The organism is Bifidobacterium lemurum, from assembly GCF_014898175.1.
Classification (GTDB): Bacteria; Actinomycetota; Actinomycetes; order Actinomycetales; family Bifidobacteriaceae; genus Bifidobacterium; species Bifidobacterium lemurum.
Genome location: NZ_CP062948.1, coordinates 2,851,673 through 2,871,973, shown reverse-complemented (window position 1 = coordinate 2,871,973; position 20,301 = coordinate 2,851,673). Strand labels below are relative to the sequence as shown.

General features: G+C 64.0%; 17 protein-coding genes. 13 read left to right on the top strand and 4 right to left on the bottom strand.

Going from position 1 to position 20,301, the window contains the following annotated elements; genetic code table 11:
* The first annotated feature begins 122 nt into the window (after positions 1 to 122).
* The 9 genes from BL8807_RS11490 (at position 123) to BL8807_RS11450 (ending at position 10,909) form a co-directional block, all read left to right on the top strand.
* Positions 123 to 1,124: a LacI family DNA-binding transcriptional regulator gene (locus BL8807_RS11490; protein ID WP_072725522.1), complete on the top strand. Its 1,002-nt coding sequence runs from the start codon at positions 123 to 125 to the stop codon at positions 1,122 to 1,124.
* A 127-nt stretch (positions 1,125 to 1,251) separates the two neighbouring features.
* Positions 1,252 to 2,661: a glucuronate isomerase gene (gene uxaC, locus BL8807_RS11485; protein ID WP_072725520.1), complete on the top strand. Its 1,410-nt coding sequence runs from the start codon at positions 1,252 to 1,254 to the stop codon at positions 2,659 to 2,661.
* On the top strand, positions 2,652 to 4,235 hold the full coding sequence (locus BL8807_RS11480) for a glycoside hydrolase family 28 protein (protein WP_072725517.1): 1,584 nt from the start codon (positions 2,652 to 2,654) through the stop codon (positions 4,233 to 4,235). The genes uxaC and BL8807_RS11480 overlap by 10 nt, the downstream gene beginning before the upstream one ends.
* A 109-nt stretch (positions 4,236 to 4,344) precedes the next feature.
* Positions 4,345 to 5,358, top strand: a complete 1,014-nt coding sequence (locus tag BL8807_RS11475) for a LacI family DNA-binding transcriptional regulator (protein WP_072725514.1) — start codon at positions 4,345 to 4,347, stop codon at positions 5,356 to 5,358.
* Position 5,359: 1 nt separating this feature from the next.
* Positions 5,360 to 6,280, top strand: a complete 921-nt coding sequence (locus tag BL8807_RS11470; protein ID WP_072725512.1) for a substrate-binding domain-containing protein — start codon at positions 5,360 to 5,362, stop codon at positions 6,278 to 6,280.
* A 246-nt stretch (positions 6,281 to 6,526) separates the two neighbouring features.
* Positions 6,527 to 8,134, top strand: a complete 1,608-nt coding sequence (locus tag BL8807_RS11465; protein WP_072725509.1) for an MFS transporter — start codon at positions 6,527 to 6,529, stop codon at positions 8,132 to 8,134.
* 57 nt (positions 8,135 to 8,191) lie between these two features.
* Positions 8,192 to 9,337, top strand: coding sequence for a glycoside hydrolase family 88/105 protein (locus tag BL8807_RS11460; protein WP_072725507.1), 1,146 nt, complete (start codon positions 8,192 to 8,194; stop codon positions 9,335 to 9,337).
* A 101-nt stretch (positions 9,338 to 9,438) separates the two neighbouring features.
* Positions 9,439 to 10,245: a gluconate 5-dehydrogenase gene (locus BL8807_RS11455; protein WP_264298319.1), complete on the top strand. Its 807-nt coding sequence runs from the start codon at positions 9,439 to 9,441 to the stop codon at positions 10,243 to 10,245.
* Positions 10,246 to 10,270: 25 nt separating this feature from the next.
* Entirely contained in the window at positions 10,271 to 10,909 is a 639-nt protein-coding gene (locus BL8807_RS11450) for an RpiB/LacA/LacB family sugar-phosphate isomerase (protein WP_072725505.1), read from the top strand.
* 164 nt (positions 10,910 to 11,073) lie between these two features.
* Here BL8807_RS11450 and BL8807_RS11445 read toward each other — a convergent pair whose 3' ends face one another.
* Entirely contained in the window at positions 11,074 to 11,940 is an 867-nt protein-coding gene (locus tag BL8807_RS11445; protein WP_072725503.1) for a sugar phosphate isomerase/epimerase family protein, read from the bottom strand.
* Between the two features lie 204 nt (positions 11,941 to 12,144).
* On the opposite strand from BL8807_RS11445, the gene BL8807_RS11440 reads away from it, so the two are divergent.
* Both BL8807_RS11440 and BL8807_RS11435 read left to right on the top strand, forming a co-directional pair.
* Positions 12,145 to 13,782 (top strand): UxaA family hydrolase, encoded by a 1,638-nt coding sequence (locus BL8807_RS11440; protein ID WP_083570193.1) that lies wholly within the window; start codon positions 12,145 to 12,147, stop codon positions 13,780 to 13,782.
* Between the two features lie 241 nt (positions 13,783 to 14,023).
* Positions 14,024 to 14,404 carry a hypothetical protein gene (locus BL8807_RS11435; protein ID WP_072725501.1) on the top strand — a complete coding sequence of 127 codons (381 nt, stop codon included), beginning with the start codon at positions 14,024 to 14,026 and terminating at the stop codon, positions 14,402 to 14,404.
* A 66-nt stretch (positions 14,405 to 14,470) separates the two neighbouring features.
* Here BL8807_RS11435 and BL8807_RS11430 read toward each other — a convergent pair whose 3' ends face one another.
* Positions 14,471 to 15,037: a hypothetical protein gene (locus BL8807_RS11430; protein WP_072725499.1), complete on the bottom strand. Its 567-nt coding sequence runs from the start codon at positions 15,035 to 15,037 to the stop codon at positions 14,471 to 14,473.
* A 50-nt stretch (positions 15,038 to 15,087) separates the two neighbouring features.
* On the opposite strand from BL8807_RS11430, the gene BL8807_RS11425 reads away from it, so the two are divergent.
* A complete protein-coding gene (locus BL8807_RS11425) occupies positions 15,088 to 15,777 on the top strand; it encodes a lysophospholipid acyltransferase family protein (protein WP_072725497.1) in 690 nt (229 codons plus the stop codon).
* Positions 15,778 to 15,879: 102 nt separating this feature from the next.
* Here BL8807_RS11425 and BL8807_RS11420 read toward each other — a convergent pair whose 3' ends face one another.
* Both BL8807_RS11420 and BL8807_RS11415 read right to left on the bottom strand, forming a co-directional pair.
* A complete protein-coding gene (locus BL8807_RS11420; protein ID WP_072725495.1) occupies positions 15,880 to 18,075 on the bottom strand; it encodes a Stk1 family PASTA domain-containing Ser/Thr kinase in 2,196 nt (731 codons plus the stop codon).
* 134 nt (positions 18,076 to 18,209) lie between these two features.
* Positions 18,210 to 19,298, bottom strand: coding sequence for a polyprenyl synthetase family protein (locus tag BL8807_RS11415; RefSeq protein ID WP_072725494.1), 1,089 nt, complete (start codon positions 19,296 to 19,298; stop codon positions 18,210 to 18,212).
* 210 nt (positions 19,299 to 19,508) lie between these two features.
* Here BL8807_RS11415 and BL8807_RS11410 point away from each other — a divergent pair, with 210 nt between their 5' ends.
* The gene (locus BL8807_RS11410; protein ID WP_072725492.1) at positions 19,509 to 20,186 is read left to right on the top strand and encodes a DUF4192 domain-containing protein; all 678 of its coding nucleotides are present in this window, start codon (positions 19,509 to 19,511) and stop codon (positions 20,184 to 20,186) included.
* Positions 20,187 to 20,301: the final 115 nt, after the last annotated feature.

The window sequence follows — 20,301 nt, the reverse complement described above, 5'->3', positions numbered from 1 at the left end:
GTGTTCCTTCCTTCCCAATGAGGCCGCTACCCGGGTGCCAACGGGTGGCGGCCTCATGGCCTTCTTCCGCTATGATGAATGCTCAGAGGCATACCAAGGCGCGAGCGGAGGGGAGCATACGCATGAGCGAGGGCAAGGTGACGATCCGCGACGTGGCGAGGGAGGCCGGCGTATCCCCATCCACCGTCTCCCGCGCGTTCGCCCGACCCGACCGTGTGAGCGCCGCCACCGCCACCATCATCTTCGACGCGGCCAACCGACTGGGCTACCACAGCGAACCGGTGCAGACCGTGCCGCTGCGCGGCATCCGCGGCGTCATCGCCGTCATCGTGCCCGATATCGCCAACCAATTCCTCTCCGACGTGATCCGTGCCGTGCAGCATGAATGCGACGCGCACGACTACGCGCTGATCGTGGCCGAATCGCGCGAAAGCGCCTCCATGGAACGCACCGCCTTCGACCGCATCGCCCCGCTGGTCGACGGCGCGATCCTCACCTCGTCGCGCATGCCCGACGCGATGATCCGCAAATGCGCGCAGACCCGGCCCATCGTCTCGGCCAACCGCATCGTGCGCGGCGTGGACAGCGTGGTCATCGACATCAACGACGGTGTCGAACAGCTCGCCGACCATATCCAACGCATGGGATTCGACCGCGTCACCTATCTCGACGGGCCAGCCACCTCATGGTCGGTGGGATTCCGCTGGCATACCGTCTCGCAGGCCTGCGCGGCGCGTGGGATCGCCGCGCGCAGACTATGGCCGGGCGCTCCCACGGTGGAGGGCGGCTTCGCCTTCGCTGGAAAATACCTTGACGATCCCACCGGCATGGTCGTGGCGCACAACGATCTGATGGCCGTCGGCTTCATGGCCGCCATGCGGCGACAGGGCAGGCACTGCCCACAGGATTATTCGATCGCGGGATTCGACAACGATCTGATCGGGCAGATCTCGCAGCCGACGTTGACCACGGTCCGCCAGTCGCCCGCCCTGATGGGCACGCGTGCGGCGCGCATCCTCTTCGACCGGCTCAAAGGGGAGCGTCCCGCGCAGGACATCACCACCGTGCCCACCTCGCTGATCATACGCGAGAGCACCCGCCGTCCGGGCGGGGAAGGCGCGTGACGCCGTTCGGTCGGCATCCATGTGGCCGGCGGCGAACCCCGTCCACAACGTTTGGCAACAAACGGGCGTAAGCGGCCGCCGTCTCCTTAAGCTGACGGCACGACGCAACCAGCATGAAGGAGTGCATATGAATTTCCTGGACGACGACTACCTGCTGACCACCGATCTGGCCCAAGAACTGTTCCACGCCCACGCCGCGACCATGCCCGTGGTCGACTACCACTGCCACCTGCATCCCGAGGAGATCGTCGAAGACCCCTGCTTCACGGATATCGTCGCCGCATGGCTCACCGATGGCAACAACTACGGCGACCATTACAAATGGCGTCTGATGCGCGCCAACGGCGTGCCCGAAGCGCTGATCACCGGCGAGGGCGATCCGTGGGAGAAATTCCTCGCCTACGCCACCACGATGGACAAGGCGATCGGCTCCCCGGTGTATCTGTGGACGCATATGGAACTGCGCCGCTACTTCGGCATCGAGGAGACGCTGACCGAAAAAAGCGCCAAAGCCATCTTCGACGAATGCAACGCCAAGCTCGCCACCCCGGAATTCTCCCGCAGGTCCCTGCTGCGCCGCATGAACGTGGACACGGTGTGCACCACCGACGATCCGGTCGACGATCTGCACTACCACGAGGAGTTCGCGTGTGAGGGCGACACCTTCGCCATGCTGCCCGCCATGCGCCCCGACAAGGCCCTCAACCCCGACAAGGAGGGCTTCGTCGAATGGGTGGAGCGACTTGAGGCCGTCAGCGGCACGACCATCTCCTCGTTCGACGACTTCATCGCCGCGATGAGCCGGCGCATCGACTTCTTCCACGAGCACGGGTCGCGTCTGGCCGACCATGCCGCCGACCTGATGACCTACGACGAGGCCACGCCGGCCGAACTTGATGCGATCCTCGCCAAAGCGCGCGCCGGCAGGGAGCTGACCGCGCTCGAGGTGTCGCAGTACCGCACCGCCTTCATGATCCAACTCATGCGTCTGTACTCGGACAAGGGATGGACCATGCAGATCCATCTGCACGCCATGCGCAACATCAACACCCGCGAATTCGGCATCCACGGCGCCGACACCGGATACGACGCGATCAACGACCGTTCCATCGCCGAACCGCTGTATCATCTGCTCGACGCCGCCGCGCGCGGAGGCGACGTGCCGAAGATGCTCATCTACTCGCTGAACCCGAACGACTACATGGCCATCGCCACCGTCATGGGCGCGTTCCAAGGCGATATGAAGCAGCGGCTGTCGCTGGGCAACGCCTGGTGGTTCAACGACACCCGCACCGGCATCCGCCGGCAGCTGGAGGTGCAGGCCGAAACCTCGCTGCTGGGCAACGCGGTGGGCATGACCACCGACTCCCGCTCTTTCCTGAGCTTCCCCCGGCACGAGTTCTTCCGCCGCATCCTGTGCGAGCTGATCGGCGACTGGGCCGCCCGGGGCGAGGTGCCGAACGACGTCGACTACCTCGCGCCGCTGGTCGAGAACGTCTCGTTCAACAACGCCAAGGAGCTGTTCCTATGCGACTGAGCATCGTTTGGAAATGCGCGCGGGCCGCCGTCGTCGAAGCCGATGACGGCGGGGTGTACCGCGCCCGAACCCAGTGGCGCATCATCGTCAACGACCGTTCGTGGGGAACCGCCGATCTGGTCGAAACCTATCTCGACGGCCTTGAGCCGAACACCACGTACCGCGTGCGCTACGAGCGCGACCTCGCCGACGGCACCGTGGAGTCGGCCAACGCCGTGTTCGTCACCGAACCGGAGACCTTCACGTTGGACGTGCGCGATTTCGGCGCGGCCGGCGACGGGGAGCGCGACGACACCATCAGCCTGCAGGCCGCCATCATGGCCTGCCCCCGAGGCGGGCGCGTGCTGGTGCCGGCCGGCGAATACCGGGTGAAGAACCTGTTCCTCACCAGCGGACTGACCCTCGAACTGGCCGAAGGCGCCACCATCGCCGCCCGGCACGACCGAGAGAACCTCGCCTATCTGCCCGGCACCGTGCAGGGCGAACCGGGCGCCGGCTACGCGGGCGGCGACAAACTCCCGTTGGGCCGATGGGAGGGCGAGTCCTTCCCCATGTTCTGCGGCATCCTCACCGGGCTGGGCGTGAACGACGTGACCGTGTACGGCCGCGGCGTCATCGACGGCGGCGCCAACGACGACGAGGACAACTGGTGGTACGAGGCCAAGCGCATGCGCGTCGCCACACGCCCGCGCATGGTGTTCCTCTCCGACTGCGAACGGGTGGATCTGGTCGGCGTCACGGTGCGCAACAGCCCCAGCTGGAACATCCATCCGGTGCTGAGCCGGAACCTGCGCTTCCTGAACCTCACCATCGAAAGCCCCAAGGTCTCGCCCAACACCGATGGGCTGAACCCCGAATCCTGCGACGACGTGCTGATCAAAGGCTGCCATTTCTCCGTGGGCGACGACTGCATCGCCGTCAAATCCGGCAAAATCGCCATGCCGAAGGAACTGCGCCCCGCCTGCCGCAATCTGGTGATCGAACAGTGCCACATGCACGACGGGCACGGCTCCATCGTGCTCGGCTCCGAAGCGGCCGGCGGCATCAAAGGCCTGATCGCCCGCGACTGCCTGTTCGAACGCACCGACCGCGGCCTGCGCATCAAAACGAGGCGCGGGCGCGGGCGCGACAGCGTGTATGAGGCGATCCAATTCGACCATATCGTGATGGACGAGGTGAAGGTGCCCTTCGTCGTCAACTCGTTCTACTACTGCGATCCGGACGGCACCAGCGATTACGTGCAGAACCGCGGGCCCCTGCCCGTCGACGACGGCACGCCGAATGTGGCGTCCCTGTCCTTCCGCAATATCGAGGCCACGAACTGCCATGCCGCGGCGGCCTATATCACCGGCCTGCCGGAAAGCAAGATCGGACGCGTGGCCTTCCACCACGTGCACGTCACCTTCGCGCCCGACGCCCAGCCCTTCCTGCCCGCCATGGCGTGCGGTGTGGAGGAGATGACGCGTCAGGGCATCATCGCCCAGAACGTCTCCTGTCTGGTGCTCGACGACGTGGATATCGAAGGGCAGGAGGGGGACGCGGTGCTGCCGTCGAATATCGACGTCGTCGAATGACGGCGGCGCCCGTTCCCGGCTTCCGCTGGCCGGCGGCGTGTCCTAGACTGGTTGGCGACGCCGGTCGGCGAAGAACGCCCATCATGCGAAGCATTGCGGGAGGCTGCCCATGAAGAAGGTCACAATACGCGACGTCGCCAAAGCGGCCGGAGTGGCGCCCTCGACGGTTTCACGCGCGTTGAGCGCCACCGAGCGGGTGAGTTCGGAGACGACGCGACGCATCTTCGAAATCGCCGAACGTCTCGGATACCAGATGCCCGGCGACGAGACCGCCGCGCCTTCGCCGGCGCTGAGGCGTCTGCTCGGCATCGTCGTGCCCGACCTGACCGATTCGTATTGCGCCGCCGTCACGCACGCCGTGGAGCATGAATGCTTCGGACACGGTTTCTCCTTGGTGGTCGCCGAATCGCGCGGCAGCGTCTCCTGGGAGCGTATGGCGCTCGACGGGGTGCTGAGGAACTGCGATGGCGCGCTGCTGTTCTCGCCGCGGATGCAGAACGCGCAGATACGCGAGTACGCCGACCGGCTGCCGTTGGTGGTGATGGGCAGGCAGGTCAGGGGAGTGGGGTGCGCGGTCGTGGACCTGACGACGGGCATCGGCCAGGCCGCGAGTCTGTTCGCCGTGCGCGGCTACGGGCGCGTCACCTATCTGGCCGGTCCGGGCTTCGCCAAGGACGCGGCCTACCGTCTCAAAGCGTTGGAATCCGCCTGCGACGAGCACGAACTCGCCGTGCGCCATCTGTGGCCCGGCGAGCCCACCTTCGAAGGAGGACGGGCCTTCGTCGGCAAATATCTCGAGGATCCCACCGGCGCGGTGATCGCCTACAACGACGTGATGGCATTGGGCTTCATGGCAGGTATGCGCGAACGGGGACACGAGGCGCCCCGCGACTACGCGATCATCGGATTCAACGACGACGTCTCGGCCCGGGCGGCGACCCCGGCGCTGACCAGCGTGCGCATGCCTGCCGACGCGTTGGGCTCGTCCGCGGCCCGTCTGCTGATGCGCCGGCTTGAGGGGACGGGGGATGACGAATCCCTTCGCGACGCCTATGTGACGGTGCCGTCCTCGCTGGTGCTGCGTGGCAGCGTCGGCACCGCGGACCATAACGAAAGGCAGTGATATGAACGACGCGCAGACGATACGGTCGGTCGTGAGCCCCCTGGGCCAGGAGGAGGGGCTGATCACGCTCGCCATGCCTTCGATCGCGCAGCCGTACCGCGCGCAGCTCGCCTCCACGGTGATCGCCGAGGCGCGCTCCCGCGGGTGGCGGGTGGATATGGTCGTCTACAGGGACGAATGGGGTTTGAGCGCCGAAGAGTATCTCGACACCCGGCACGGGCCGTGCGACGGCCTGCTGCTGTATCTCGTCGGCAGCGACACGTTGAGCGAACAGGCCCTTGGACAACCCTTCCCCGTGGTGTGCATGGGGCCGTGCCGCCAAGCCTATGGGATGGTCGACCTGGTGCTGAGCGACAATATGGCCGACGCGCGCAACGCGACCGAGCTGCTCATCTCCGCCGGCAGCCGCAGACTTGCGCTGTTGGGCGTGCAGGACGACTTCGACGGCGTCGCCGTGGGCGAGGAGCGCGGGGCCACACGCGGATGGGAGCGGGTGCGCGGCGTGCTCGAGGCCTGCGAATCGAACGGCATGTCCCTTGACCCACGGCTGATCGGCGTGACGGGGGATGAATGGACCATCGGCGCCGGCTATGAAACGATGATGCGGCTGGCCGATTCGCACGCGCCGTTCGACGGCGTCGTCGCGTTGAACGACCAATTGGCCATCGGCGCGCTGTTCGCGCTGAAGATGCTGGGGCGCGGCGTTCCCGATGAGGTGCAGGTCATCGGATTCGACAACACCTTCGAAGGCGAACGCATGGTCCCTCCGTTGACCTCCGTGGACTCCAACATCGCGTGGATCTCGTCCTCCGCCGTGGACCTGCTCTCCAGACGCATCCGCGAGCGGACGGCCGGATACGACTTGGAGCCGGTGCGTTTCGAGCGCGAATCGACGATCATGTTGCGCGGCACCACGCGATAACGATTCATTGAGTGCAACAAAAATGCAACAAAGTTGTTGCCATCATTTGCTTCCGTTGTGTGACACGCGGCTGATATGTCCAAAATATCAACGATTACTTTCTTTTGTTCTGTTGCATAAATGTTGCGTATTAATCTGAAATCAATGCAACATACGAAGTTTGTGTGTTGCGCTGAATATCATTCTTATCACGATTGGCGCCGACGGCATCGCAGCCGCGCCAATCAGGCCTCCAAGGAGGGAAGCATGGCTGAACAAGCAGCTCCGCAACAGCGCAAGGTGGGTTTCATCACCCGTCTGGGATACGGGTCCGGCAATCTCGTCGGATCGGGCGCGCTCGCGATCTCGGCCTCATGGCTGACGATCTTCTACACCACCTACTGCGGCCTGAGCATGGCCCAGGCGACGTTCATCTACTCGTTCGCCCTGATCGCCGATGTGGTCATGAACCCCATCGCCGGATTCATCTCCGACTCCTTCAACAACACCAAACTCGGCCGTCGTTTCGGCCGCCGCCGCTTCTTCATCCTCATGGCCGTGCCGGCCCTGGGCATCCTCAACCCGCTGATGTGGATCGTGATCCCCGGAGGATTCTGGTACTACTTCGTGATCTACCTGGTGTACAACCTCATCTACACCACCGTGATGATTCCCTACGACGCGCTGCCCGCCGAGATGACCGGCGACTTCAAGGAACGCACCTATCTGTCCGGCCTGCGCTCCATCTTCGGCAAAGGCGCCAACTTCCTGACCGCGGCGCTGCCCGGCGTGTTCTTCGTGACCTTCGGCGAGAAGAACCCGATGGCGTTCTTCTACATGGGACTGGCATTCGGCGTCATCATGGCCGGCGCCATGCTGTTCGTGTACCTGACCACATGGGAGCGTCCCGTCGACGACACCACCATGGAGAAGGTCGACAACCCGCTCGAGGCCCTGAAGAAGCTGTTCGTCGACATCTTCTCCACCCTGCGCATCCGCACCTTCCGTCACCTGCTGGGCATGTACCTCTTCGGCTTCGGCGCCGAATGGCTGTTCAACTCCACCTTCAGCTACTACGTGGTCTACGTGCTCATGCTCCAGAAGTCCAACGCCTCCTGGTGGCAGTCGCTCAGCCCCATCCTGCAGGTCGTCTCCACGCTCGGCGTCATGTTCCTCATCGCGAAGATCGGCTTCAGGAAGCCCTACATCATCGCCGAATGCGTGATCATCACCTGCGCCATCGCCTACGCGGCCTGCGGCTTCTTCCATCTGGACGCCACATCCGCCGCCGGCATGGTCGCCATCACCTCCATCGTGGTCGTGTTCGGTCTGGGCACCGGCGCCGTCTACTACATCCCATGGCAGACGTACCTGTTCGTGGCCGACGCCGACGAGATCGTCACCGGCCGCCGCCGCGAGGGCACCTTCTCCGCCGCCATGCACCTGTGCGGCAAGCTGATGAACTCCGCCGTCGTCGCCATCCTCGGCACCGCGCTGGCCGCCGCCGGATTCATCGAATCCACCGCCGACAACCAGGTGGCCGCCGCCGACCAGCCGGCCGCCGTGCACACCACCATCCTGCTGGTGCTCGTCATCGGCGTGGGCGGCCTGTCCCTGCTCGGCATGCTCTCCGCCCATCTGATGAAGATGGACAAGAAGAACGACGAGATCGCCATCGCGGAATGCGAGCGCATCAAGAACGGCGGCCGCATGGAGGACGTCGACCCCGAGGTCAAGCGCATCTGCGAGGAACTCACCGGCGTCCAGTACGAGATCTGCTTCGGACACAACACCGTCGGCTACCACACGCCCGAGGAGCTCGCCCGCATCAAGGCCGAACTGCCGACCCGCAAGGCGATGAACTTCGGCAAGTGACATATCGAAGGCCGCCCTCCACACGAGAGGGCGGCCTTTCCCACGACAAGGAGAACCATGGGAAGCTCACGCATCCTCAACACCTACATCCAACAGCTCATCGAGACCTCGACGCCGGAGGCGCCCGCGTGGAACATCGAGAAGATCCGCGCCGGCAAACCGAACACGTGGAACTACATCGACGGCTGCATGATCAAGGCGCTGATCGAACTCAACGAGATCACCGGCAAAGACGCCTACCTCGACTTCGCGGACCGGTTCATCGACTATTTCGTCGACGACGACGGCATGATCGCCAGCTACGATCCGCAGGAATACAACCTCGACAACATCAACGCCGGCAAGACGCTGTACGGGCTGTACAACCTCACCGGCAAAACCAAGTACCGCAAGGCCATGGACGTGATCTACGGCCAGCTCGAAGGCCAGCCGCGCACCAAGGAGGGCAACTTCTGGCACAAGCTCATCTACCCCAACCAGGTGTGGCTGGACGGTCTGTACATGGCCCAACCCTTCTACGTGCAGTACGAGCTGAGCTACCGCGACGGACGCGCCTGCTCCGACTCCTTCCACCAGTTCCAGGTGGTGCACGATCTGATGCGCAACGAGCGCAACGGACTGTACTACCATGCCTACGATTCGTCGCGCAAGGACTTCTGGTGCGATCCGGTCACCGGACTGTCGTCCAACTTCTGGCTGCGCGCCGAAGGATGGTTCGCGATGGCGCTGATCGACACATGGGAGCTGCTTCCGGCCAATATGAGCGCCGAGAAGGACACGATGCGCCGTATGTTCAGCGAGCTGATCGACGCCATGCTGCCCTATCAGGACGAGAAAACCGGCATGTGGCATCAGGTGATCAACCTGGGCCGCATCGCGCCGAACTATCTGGAGACCTCCGGATCGGCCATCTTCGCCAACGCGATCATGAAAGGCGCGCGTCTGGGCGTGCTCGACGAACGCTACTGGGACTACGGATACAAGGCCTACAAGGGCATCTGCGACACCTGCATGAACGAGGAAGGCGGACGCCTCACGCTCGACAACATCTGTCTGGTCGCCGGCCTGGGCAACACCGAACACCGCGAAGGCACCTTCGACTACTACATGAGGGAACCCAAGGTGCGCAACGACGCCAAAGGCGTCGCGCCGCTCGTCCTCGCGTACATCGAGGTGCTGCGGCATGAGCGCGGCAAGCGCTGACGCTGGCAACAGCATGCAACCAATTTGGTCTGAGCGGCTCGTTCGGCTTCAATACAACATCAACGGCCGTCGCGGATGACGGCACAGAAAGGACGGATGACATGACATTCGATATGGGCAGGTTCTCGTTGGAAGGCAAGGTGGCGTTGGTCACCGGCGCCTCCTACGGCATCGGCTTCGCCATCGCCTCGGCCTTCGCCGCGGCGGGCGCGAAGATCGCGTTCAACGACATCAACGAGGAGGCTTTGGAGCGGGGCAAACAGGCCTATGCCGAAGCCGGCATCGACGCCCACGGCTATGTGGCCGACGTCACCGACGAGGAGCAGGTCGCCCGACTCGTCGCCGATATCGAGCGCGATCTGGGCACCGTCGACATTCTGGTCAACAACGCGGGCATCATCAAGCGCGTCCCCATGCTCGACATGCCCGTCGAGGATTGGCGCAAAGTCATCGACGTCGACCTCAACGCCCCCTTCATCGTCTCCAAAGCCGTCATCCCCGGCATGATCGCCAAAGGCCACGGCAAAATCATCAACATCTGCTCCATGATGAGCGAACTCGGCCGCGAAACCGTCTCCGCCTACGCGGCGGCCAAAGGCGGTCTGAAAATGCTCACCCGCAACATCTGCTCCGAATACGGCGAAGCCAACATCCAATGCAACGCCATCGGACCGGGCTATATCGCCACCCCGCAGACCGCGCCTCTGCGCGAGCGCCAGGCCGACGGATCTCGCCACCCCTTCGACCAGTTCATCATCGCCAAGACGCCGGCCGCCCGTTGGGGCACCACCGAGGACCTTCAGGGCCCCGCCGTGTTCCTCGCCTCCGACGCCTCCGACTTCGTCAACGGACACGTGCTGTATGTGGACGGCGGCATTCTGGCCTATATAGGCAAGCAGCCCGCCTGACACGCAAGCGAAAGGAAAACAACCGATGCGTATCGCTTTGATCAATGAGAATTCCCAGGCCGCCAAGAACGGTCTGATTTACGAGGCCCTGAAGAAGGTCGCCGACGAGAAGGGCTTCGAAGTCGACAACTACGGCATGTACGCGGCCGACGACGATGCCCAACTCACCTACGTGCAGAACGGCATCCTCGCCGCGGCCCTGCTCAACACCGGCGCGGCCGACTTCGTGGTCACCGGCTGCGGCACCGGCGAAGGCGCCATGCTCGCCCTCAACTCCTTCCCGGGCGTGATTTGCGGTCACGTCGAGGATCCGCTCGACGCCTACACCTTCGCGCAGATCAACGACGGCAACGCCATGGCCATCCCCTTCGCCCTGAAGAACGGCTGGGGGCAGGAACTCCAACTCAAGTACATCTTCGAACAGATGTGGTTCGAGGCGCCGGGCTCCGGCTATCCCAAGGACCGTGTGGTTCCGGAACAGCGCAACAAGAAGATCCTCGACGGCGTGCGCGAGGCCGCCTTCAAGCCGCTGGTCGACATCTACAAGGCCCTCGACCCCGAACTGGTCAAGGGCGCGTTCGCCGGAGCGCGTTTCAAGGAGCTCTTCTCCGCCCACGCGGCCGACGGCGAGATCAAGGACTACGTGCTGTCGCTGATCGACTAGCCCGGAGAGGATGCGATTCCGCGCGGATTCATACGACGAGGGGTGGCTTATGGAACTTCCATAAGCCACCCCTCGTGGCTGTCGGCCGCTCTATGCTCGGCCCCGTTTCGGTTCGTCTCCGTATAGGCCCCGCGCAATCTCAGCCCGCGGACGGTGCGGGCCGTCTACAGGTCGCCGTATCGGTCCACGGCCCGCGCGATGGCCTCGTCGGTGGTGTGCTCGAGGATGACGGGAATCCACGGGCGGCGGCTGTTGGCGAGACGGACGATGCCCTCGATGTCGAGCTCGCCCGTGCCCGCGTCGCAACGGCGGATATTCGTGCCGCAAACCGTCTCGTCCGAAGGCTCGACGGTGAAATCGGAGATATGCACGGCCATGATGCGCTCGCCGAAACGATCGAAGGCCTCATGCGCGAGCTCCAGCTGCGTCGAACCGTCGATGGTGCGGCCATCGGGCGTGGTGTAGGCGGTCGCGTCGAAGACAACACCCAGCCAAGGCGAATCGACATCGGCCAAAAGACGCTCGGTGGTGGCGACATCGTATATCGGATGGTTCGCGCCCGGCTCGACTGCCACCATCGTGCCGAAACGTTCTCCGGCCGCGACAAGACGGCGGATCGACGCCAAAGCCTCCTGATACATCGATTCGGTGAAATTGGCTTCGGTGAATCCGCCCGGAACGGCGTCGACTGATCCCGTCTCGCTGGCCACCATCGGAGCGCCGAAAAACCTCGCGTTGGCCAGATACGCTTCGAATTTGCGCAGACCGGCCTCGCGTGCGGCCATATCGGGATGCGTCATGTTGATATAGCAGCCCAACACCGCGATATCGACGCCGCGTTCGGCCAGGATCCGCCGAATGCGCATGCCCATTCCCGGATTGATGTCGGCTTCACCGCTGGGCAGATCGGGGAAGGACTTGCCCAACGCCAACTGCGTGACGTGCACGCCGTATCCGGACAATCCTTCGGCCAACCGCTCCGGGGTGTCGCCCCACGTCACATCATGTCCGCGTGCGCCGAGATTGATCATCGAATCCGCCTTTCCTGGGATGTTCGGCCGTACGACGGGCCGATGCGGCCCAGCGTAAAGGATGACGGGCGGGTCCTGCGAATCCGCTGCCAAGGGTTGCCGGCACTCGGGCCATATATCATGGATCCGGCGCACACGCCAGAGCGAACGCAACGATTGGCAACAAAAGCCACGAAACGCGAAGCGCCTTCGTACGTTTAGCGTATGAACGCAAAGCAGCCTGATCACAACATCGCCAACATCCCCGCCGACGACTGCGCCGAACGCGTCGCCTCGACGGGATTCATCCCCACCTGCGCCGACGGCGTCGCCCCGAACCACGACTATGTGGCCGAGATTCCCGAAAACACCGGCTTGGACACGATCTTCCTCGCGCAAGGCGATATGGTCTGCGTCGCCGCCCGCCCCATCAAGGCGGGGGAGACCGTGCAGGTCGAAGGGCACGAGCCGCTGACGGTGCTCGACGATGTGCCCCGCGGACACAAAATCGCGCTGGTCGACGTTCCCGAAGGCGTCAACGTCGTCAAATACGGCTTCGAAATCGGCCGTGCCAAGCAGCCGATCAAACGCGGCGCATGGGTGCACACCCACAACATCGCCACGAATCTCGGCGCGAACCTCGAATACACGTACGAGCCCACCGACGACACCGTCAAACCGGGCCAACCCACCATGACCTTCCGAGGCTACCGCCGCGCCAACGGCAAAGTCGGCATCCGCAACGACCTGTACATCGTGCCCACCGTGGGCTGCATCTCCGGACTGGTCGCCACCATGGCGCGCATGTTCACCTCCCGACACAACGGCAACGGCAACTTCGACTCCGTGGTCGTGGCGCGTCATCCCTACGGCTGCTCGCAGCTCGGCGGCGATCTCGAATGGACGCAGAACACCCTGCGCGGCATCGTCGAGCATCCGAACGCCGGAGGAGTGCTGGTGGTGGGGCTCGGCTGCGAGAACAACCAGATGTCGCTGTTCAAAGCCGGACTCGAAGGCATCGACGAATCCCGCGTCAAAACCATGATCTGCCAGGAGGAGACGGACGAGTTCGACCGCGCGGCCGATCTGCTGGAGGAACTCAACGAGGCGGCGGCCGGCGACCGGCGCGAACCCATCCCGATGAGCGAGCTCAAAGTCGGCGTCGAATGCGGCGGCTCCGACGGCATGAGCGGCATCACCGCCAACCCCATGGTCGGACGTTTCGCCGAATGGCTGGTAAGCCAAGGCGGATCCGTGGTGCTCTCGGAAGTGCCGGAGATGTTCGGCGCGGAAACCGTGCTGATGAGCCAGGCGCGCGACGAAGGCGTGTTCCACGACATCGTGGATCTGATCAACAACTTCAAAGGACATTTCCGCAAATACGGCGAGATCATCTCCGACAACCCCTCGCCGGGCAACAAGGCCGGCGGCATCACCACCCTGGAGGACAAATCCCTGGGCTGCATCCGCAAAGGCGGCCGCTGCGAGGTCGAGGACGTGATCCTCTACGGACACCGCATCAGGCGCAACGGACTGTCGCTCATGCAGACGCCGGGCAACGATATGGTGTCCACCACCGCCAAGGGATCCGCGGGCTGCCATCTCATCCTGTTCACCACCGGCCGCGGCACGCCGTTCGGATGCTTCGTACCGACCATCAAAGTCGCCACCAACACTCCGCTCGCCGAAAAGAAGAAGCGCTGGATCGACTTCAACGCCGGACGCCTGCTGGACGAACCCGCTTCGGTGGTGGATGAGGACTTCCGCAAGCTGGTGCTTGAAGTCGTCGACGGACGACGAACCAACAACGAGAAGAACGCGATGCAGGAGACCGTCATCTTCAAAGACGGCCCCACCGAATAACGATTACAAACGGAGTGTCCTCGCGCTTTCTCTCAGCTCGATGTATTTCGTATACACCTTCGCTTCGAGACGCGTGAGGACACACGCGTTTGCAATCGTTATTGCATAACCCGCCATCCGTACGGGTTATTCGGCGAGCCTCATGGCGTTTGCATGCAATGTGGTCAATGAAATGTGAAGTTTCCAGATGACGAGTACCTTGTCATCTGGAAACTTTTTTGTATCGAAAGGACGCACGGCCATGCCGCTTCCCATTCCGCCGGAGGATTCCGGCTACGACCACGCCCACGCCATCGCGCTGTCCAAGACGGCCGGCGCCACCGACGCCGACATCGCCGAAGCCGAGACCTTCGGCCAGGCTCTCGACAAGCACAACGCGTGGGGACTGCCGTTCAACGGATACTGCAACGCGGCGGGCTACGGCTACGTGTGGGAGCCGACCATGGGCGTGGCGCAGGACGGCTGGGATTCCCATGAGGCATTCCTGAAGTTGAGCCGCGGAGCGCAGACGGCGGTCGTCTACACCAGCCTGGAACGCGGCCACGATATCGACCGTGAATCCGCGCGCCAGTTCTTGAAGCACGAACGCGGCATCATCATCCACGGCAATCAGCCGTACTGATCTGCCAGCCGTCGTATCGCGCGCCGGTTGGCGGATCCTCGGCGACGGCGGACTCCATGCGAACGATCAGACGCGCGCGCCGTCGTCGAAGAAATCCTCTCGGGTTTCGGTATGACCCTTGTGCTGCATGAGCAGACCTCCCGCGCCGAGAATCGCGCACAGGCCGAAGATGGTGCCGAGGACGGCGGCCATCGACGGCACGAACACCGAGAGGATGATCCCCACGATACCGACGACCAGCAGCGCCCAGAACACCAGTTTGGATGTTTTGACCGGGCCGATCTGCGGATTCGGCGGCACGAAGTCGTCGCCGTAGCGGTCCATCACGTCATCGGTGTCCAACCAGCTGGATCCGGTGAAATCACGCGGGCCTTGCTGGCGCACACGTTCGCGCATGGGACGCACGTCGTCGGTGAAGGTGCCGGCATCGAGGTCGTTCACCGACAGCAGCGCCTCCTTCTCCTTGCGTTGGGCGTGCTTCTCGAAGCGTTTCGCCTGCCGGGACGACTCCACATCCTTCAGATCGTCGGCGTGGGCGGCGGCGAACGCCGCCCACTCGTCGTCGAGATTTCCGTCATCCGGCGTGGGGTTTGTACGCTCGTCGTCCGCATTGCTATTGTTGAGGTCAGTCATAGATACCACTCTAATCGGGCATGAGGCCAATCATGCGGAGAGGAAGCCACATGTTGTATTGGTTCTTCGTCAAATCACTGGGATGGCTCGCGCGTCGCCGTCTCGGTCCCACGGTCACCGGTCTGGAGAACATCCCGCGCACCGGTGGGGCGATCATCGCCGCGAACCATCTGGCCGTGATCGACGACGCCCTGCTGCCCATCACCTCGCCGCGCATGATCCATTTCATGGGCAAGGCGGAGTATTTCGAAGGCAAGGGCTTGAAAGGCCGCTTCAAGAAGTGGTGGTTCACCTCCGTGGGCGTGTTCCCCGTGGACCGTTCCGGCGGCAATAAGTCGTTGGGCGCGCTGACCCATGCGCGCGAGATCATCGAGGACGGACACCTGTTCGGCATCCATATCGAAGGAACCCGCAGCCCCGACGGCCGCCTGTACAAAGGGCACACCGGAGCCGCGCGCCTCGCCTTCGAAACCGGCTGCGCGATCGTGCCCACCGCGATCATCGGCTCGCGCGAACTGCAGGAGCCCGGCACGGTGATTCCGAAAAAGGGCAGAACCCAAGTGATCTACGGCAAGCCCATCGACGTGCCGAAAAAGCCCTCCGACGAGATCACCCACGAGGATCTGCGCGCGCTCACCGACCGGGTGACCGCGGAGATCCAGAAAATGAGCGGTCAGGAGTATGTGGACGAGTACGCCCAAACCGTCAAGAAGCGTCTGAAGGAGCAGTCCGCGGCCTGACGGCCCCGCGATGAGAACCCAAAATCAAGGCCTCGTGGAATTTCCGCTGTGACGGCGGATTCCACGAGGCCTTGCCGTATGGTCGGCGGGGACGCCCGGACCTCAGACCACGGTGAGGGTGACGACGGTGGCGTTGCCATCCGTGTCGCGCAGACGCACCTGCTCTCCGGGGGACGGGTTCTGCAGACGCACCGTATGCGTCAGATCGCCCAAGGGTGCGGAGACCTTCACCTGCAGGCCCAACGCCTCCAACGTCTGCGTCGCCTCGGTGGTGCTTTGACCGCGCACGTCGGGGATCGTCACCATCTCGGGGCCCTTGGAGACGACCACGTCGACCGTGTCTCCCCAATGCAGTTGGGTGCCGGCGTCGACGGATGCGGAGATCACATCGCCCGCTTCCACGGTGTCGCTGTACTCCTCGGTGAAGTTGGCGTTCAGCTTCAGATCGCTTAACGCGGTCGTCGCCTCATCCTGGGAACGTCCGAGGATATCCGGCATGCTCACCGGCATCGGACCCTTCGACAGCACGACGGAGACCTCGTCGTTGTGGTTGAGCGTGGTGCCCGGGTCGGGGGAGACGCTTACGGCCGTGCCCTCGGGCAGATTCTCCGAATACACGTCCTGCGACTCGTCATGCGTGATATTGGTGAAACCCGCGGCCTGCAGCGCGTCCAAAGGCGCCTTTCCCGATTCGGAGGTCGGGTCGAGGATATCCTCGGGAATGGTGGCCGTCCGCACGCCTTGGGAGACCGTCACGGTCAGCGTGGCATTGTCGCGTTTGCTCACATGGCTGCCCACATACGCGGTCGAACCGCCCACGGTGGCCGTGATCACCGAACCCTCGGCGATGTCGTCGCTGTAATCCTCGACGGTTTCGTAAGGGATGCCCGCCACTTTCAGCGTGCTTTCGTAATCGCTCCACACGGCGCCCGTCAGCGAGCAATCGGTCGCGTCCTGCTCGCAGGCGACGTCGGTGGGCTGCGGCACCGACCAATAGCTGCCGGGACCGAGGAAATACCACCATGCTCCGCCCGAACCGAGCATCGCGAGCGCCAGAACGACCGCCAAACCGATGATCAGCGGTTTGCGGGAGCGCTTCTTCTTGGGGAGGTCCTCCGTCTCGTCCGAAGAGGTGCCGCCTTCGGTCATGATGGTCTGCGTGAACGCGTCACCCAATCCGCCCAATACCTGGGTCTGCTCGCCGAAGGAGCCGTCGCCCCGCATAAGGGCGGATGCGGCATCGTCCGACTGGACCAGCGGCACGACCCGTGTGGCCGCCGAATCGATGGCGGTGGTCGGCTGCGCGGTCGCGCCGGCCGGGGGAGCGGGCGGCAAGGACGAGCCGGAAACGATTGGAGTGAACGTGGTGTCGTCGGCCTTGTCCGCCGAATCGGGCGAACCATGGTCCGGGGTTTTGCGGTACTGCCAATCCTCGAGGCCCAACGAAGCGGTGAGCGCGCGCAGCTCGTCGGCGGCCTCGACGGCGCTCGCCGGACGCCGGTCGACCTGGCGTGCGGTCAGATGCGCGAGGAACTCGGCCACGGCGGGCGCGATGCCGGGGCAGACGGTGGCGACGGACGGCACATCCTCATGCACGTGCTTGAATACCAGCGTCACGGGATTGTCGGAATGGAACGGTACGTCGCCGCTGAGCATCTCCCATGCCATGATGCCCACCGAATACAGGTCGCCCTGCGGGGTGGCCTGGTTGTTCTCGATCATCTCCGGCGCCAGATACGCGGCCGTGCCCAACAGCATGCCGGTGGATGAGAGCGTGGCCTGCGACGCGGCCTTCGCCAGACCGAAATCGGTGATCTGCACATGGCCGCGGGAATTGAGCAGGATGTTCTCCGGTTTGATGTCGCGGTGCACCACGCCGGCGCGGTGCGCGGAGGCGAGCCCATCCAAGGTCTCGGAGACCACGCGCAAGGTCTCGCGCACCGAGAAGGTTCGCTGCTGGTTCATCTCATGGCGCAGGTTCACGCCATGCACGTATTCCATCACCAGATAGTCCAAGCCGTTGAACTCGCCGGTGTCGTACACCTGCACGATATGCGGATTCGCGATGGCGGCGGCCGACTTGGCCTCGCGCCTGAACCGTTCCACGAACTGGTCGCGGTGTGGTCCCTGCGCGAGCTGGGTATGCATCACCTTGACCGCCACCGTGCGGTCAAGCCGTTCGTCCACCGCCTCGAACACCGTGGCCATGCCGCCTTCGGCGATTTTGCGGACGACGCGATAACGGCCGTCTATCGTCGGCATGGTCCGGCCGTTGGGTTCCTCGAAGGCTTCAGTCATGATGGTGCTCGGTCGATTCCTTGATGTTGTGGTCCGAATTCATGGAATCCGGCGTGTTCCCATGGGAGGGCCGCGATTGCGCGACCCGCCGCGCTTACTTCAGTGTACATGGCGCCGGCGAAGCGCGAAGGCGTTCATCGTAACGATTCTGGGATGAAATCGCGGCATGCGGCGAGCAATCGGGCCGCCGCCTCGTCGCGCAGTCCGAGTCGGTCGATGGCCCGACGCGACTGGTCCCACAACGCGGCGATGCGCTCGCGCGACCTCTTGATCGCACCGGTCTCGTCGAATAGGGCGATGGCTCGGTCCACCTGCGTCCGATCGCGTTGAGGGCAGGTGAATATGGCGAGCAGTTCGTCGCGTCGCGCATCGTCCGCAGCGGCCAGCGCGTCCGCCAGCAGCACCGTGCGCTTGCCCTCGCGGATGTCCCCTCCGACCGGTTTTCCGGTGGTTGCGCTGGAGCCGACGACGTCGAGCAGATCGTCCGCAAGCTGGAAGGCCAGACCCAGCGGCAGTCCGATCGCCATCGCCCGCCCGCGCGCCTGTTCGGCCGGCATGCCGACGGCGAGCATGGCGAAGCGCAATGGCGCGATGGTGGTGTAGCTGGCGGTTTTCCAACGGAACACGTTCAGCGAGGCCTGGGCGAGCTTTTCCGGATCATCCAACGGCGAGGTCTCCACGGCCAGATCCAGCACCTGCCCGATTTCCACCTCGCGATGCATGTCGAGGAAAGCGGCGACCAGATCGTCTCCGGCGGGCAGCCCCCGTACGGCCTGATGCACGATATCCACGCTCGCCGTGGCGAGGATATCGCCCAGCATCAGTCCCAGCCCATTGCCGATGCTGCGGCTGCCCACCGCCCGCTCAAGCGCCCGATGCGCGGACGGCTTGCCGCGGCGCAGATCGGAATCGTCGATGATGTCGTCATGCACCAGCGCTGCGGTCTGAAACACTTCGATGCCGCACGCCAGATCGACCATGGCGTCGCGCAGCCCCGCGTCCCCATCCAACGCGTCGAAGGCGGCGAGCGTCAGCAGGGCGCGCAGGCGTTTGCCGCCCTCGCTGGAGGATACGGCCTGGGCGACCACCTCATCCATCACCCGCGCGCAATCCTCCGCCAACACGTCGTCCTCTCCGCATGGGGATGGGATGCCGGCGCGTTCGCGCACCAGTTCGGCGATGCGGGGCTCGATGCTCATACGGTCCGTTTCGGTAAGGCTCATGACCTCTAACTTATCGACAGGCCATGTCGAATACTGTGGACGCGCGGGGAAGTTATGCACATCGAAGGCGTTTTCACGGGGCTATCCCCACATCACCCGTTCCGGCTTGCGCCGCTTGTGCGCGTTCGCCCATGGTGGAGACATGCGGCGGATCCGGCTGCGACTTGCCGCTATCACACATACCGTTCGCACCACGATGTCAAGGAGGACATGATGAACGCCACAACCACCAGCGCACGGGTGAACGACACTCGTTTCCACGCCCGCATCCGCGAGGACGTCGAACGCCGCGAGGGGCGCCTCGACGAGGATGTGCTTGAGGAGATGACGCGGCTGTTTCGCGCGCAGCGCCGCAGGGACGGCCACCGCAAAGCGACGGTCGCATGGCTGGACAGGCCTTTGGACGACTGGCTCGCCAACCTCGATGACGGCGCGGTCGAATTAAGCGTCGACGATATGGCCGCGATCGCCGTGGGCGCGCACGAGACGCTGTCGATTCGCGACGCGCTGATCCTCTCGATGATCGCCGACGAGGAATCCTGCCCCAAGACGCAGCTTATGGAGTTCGCGTCCCGACCGCAGCTGGCCCGCTCGAAGCGGCGCATGTGTGAACTGCTGTCCGCCGCGTTCGAGGACGAGGGACTCGTTCCCGATATGGAACGCTGCCAGACGGGCGTGATCATGCTGCTCGACATCGCCTGTGCGGTGCCGCCCGAACTCGCCGTGCAGCCGCTGGCGATGGTCGCCTACGCATTGTGGTGGATGGGAGACGAGCACGCCATCCTGTTCGCGACGCACTGTCTGGCCGTCGACGAGGAATGTTCGCTGGCGGCGATCGTCTTCTCCGCGATCAACAGGGGCATCACACCGGCGTGGTGCGCCTGTTGACCGCGGTGCGCGGCCGTCGCCGTCCACGCGACGGGGCTGGGGAGAGGAAAGGAATTGCGCGCGGTGGGAATAATCGTCCTTGCGGGGTGGTTAACTCACATAGTTGACGATTTGC

What these genes read in the sequence shown, in the direction of transcription:
- BL8807_RS11490 (WP_072725522.1), top strand. Translation starts at nt 123, where the DNA reads ATGAGCGAGGGCAAGGTGACGATCCGCGACGTGGCGAGGGAGGCCGGC.
- uxaC (WP_072725520.1), top strand. Translation starts at nt 1,252, where the DNA reads ATGAATTTCCTGGACGACGACTACCTGCTGACCACCGATCTGGCCCAA.
- BL8807_RS11480 (WP_072725517.1), top strand. Translation starts at nt 2,652, where the DNA reads ATGCGACTGAGCATCGTTTGGAAATGCGCGCGGGCCGCCGTCGTCGAA.
- BL8807_RS11475 (WP_072725514.1), top strand. Translation starts at nt 4,345, where the DNA reads ATGAAGAAGGTCACAATACGCGACGTCGCCAAAGCGGCCGGAGTGGCG.
- BL8807_RS11470 (WP_072725512.1), top strand. Translation starts at nt 5,360, where the DNA reads ATGAACGACGCGCAGACGATACGGTCGGTCGTGAGCCCCCTGGGCCAG.
- BL8807_RS11465 (WP_072725509.1), top strand. Translation starts at nt 6,527, where the DNA reads ATGGCTGAACAAGCAGCTCCGCAACAGCGCAAGGTGGGTTTCATCACC.
- BL8807_RS11460 (WP_072725507.1), top strand. Translation starts at nt 8,192, where the DNA reads ATGGGAAGCTCACGCATCCTCAACACCTACATCCAACAGCTCATCGAG.
- BL8807_RS11455 (WP_264298319.1), top strand. Translation starts at nt 9,439, where the DNA reads ATGACATTCGATATGGGCAGGTTCTCGTTGGAAGGCAAGGTGGCGTTG.
- BL8807_RS11450 (WP_072725505.1), top strand. Translation starts at nt 10,271, where the DNA reads ATGCGTATCGCTTTGATCAATGAGAATTCCCAGGCCGCCAAGAACGGT.
- BL8807_RS11445 (WP_072725503.1), bottom strand. Translation starts at nt 11,940, where the DNA reads ATGATCAATCTCGGCGCACGCGGACATGATGTGACGTGGGGCGACACC.
- BL8807_RS11440 (WP_083570193.1), top strand. Translation starts at nt 12,145, where the DNA reads ATGAACGCAAAGCAGCCTGATCACAACATCGCCAACATCCCCGCCGAC.
- BL8807_RS11435 (WP_072725501.1), top strand. Translation starts at nt 14,024, where the DNA reads ATGCCGCTTCCCATTCCGCCGGAGGATTCCGGCTACGACCACGCCCAC.
- BL8807_RS11430 (WP_072725499.1), bottom strand. Translation starts at nt 15,037, where the DNA reads ATGACTGACCTCAACAATAGCAATGCGGACGACGAGCGTACAAACCCC.
- BL8807_RS11425 (WP_072725497.1), top strand. Translation starts at nt 15,088, where the DNA reads ATGTTGTATTGGTTCTTCGTCAAATCACTGGGATGGCTCGCGCGTCGC.
- BL8807_RS11420 (WP_072725495.1), bottom strand. Translation starts at nt 18,075, where the DNA reads ATGACTGAAGCCTTCGAGGAACCCAACGGCCGGACCATGCCGACGATA.
- BL8807_RS11415 (WP_072725494.1), bottom strand. Translation starts at nt 19,298, where the DNA reads ATGAGCCTTACCGAAACGGACCGTATGAGCATCGAGCCCCGCATCGCC.
- BL8807_RS11410 (WP_072725492.1), top strand. Translation starts at nt 19,509, where the DNA reads ATGATGAACGCCACAACCACCAGCGCACGGGTGAACGACACTCGTTTC.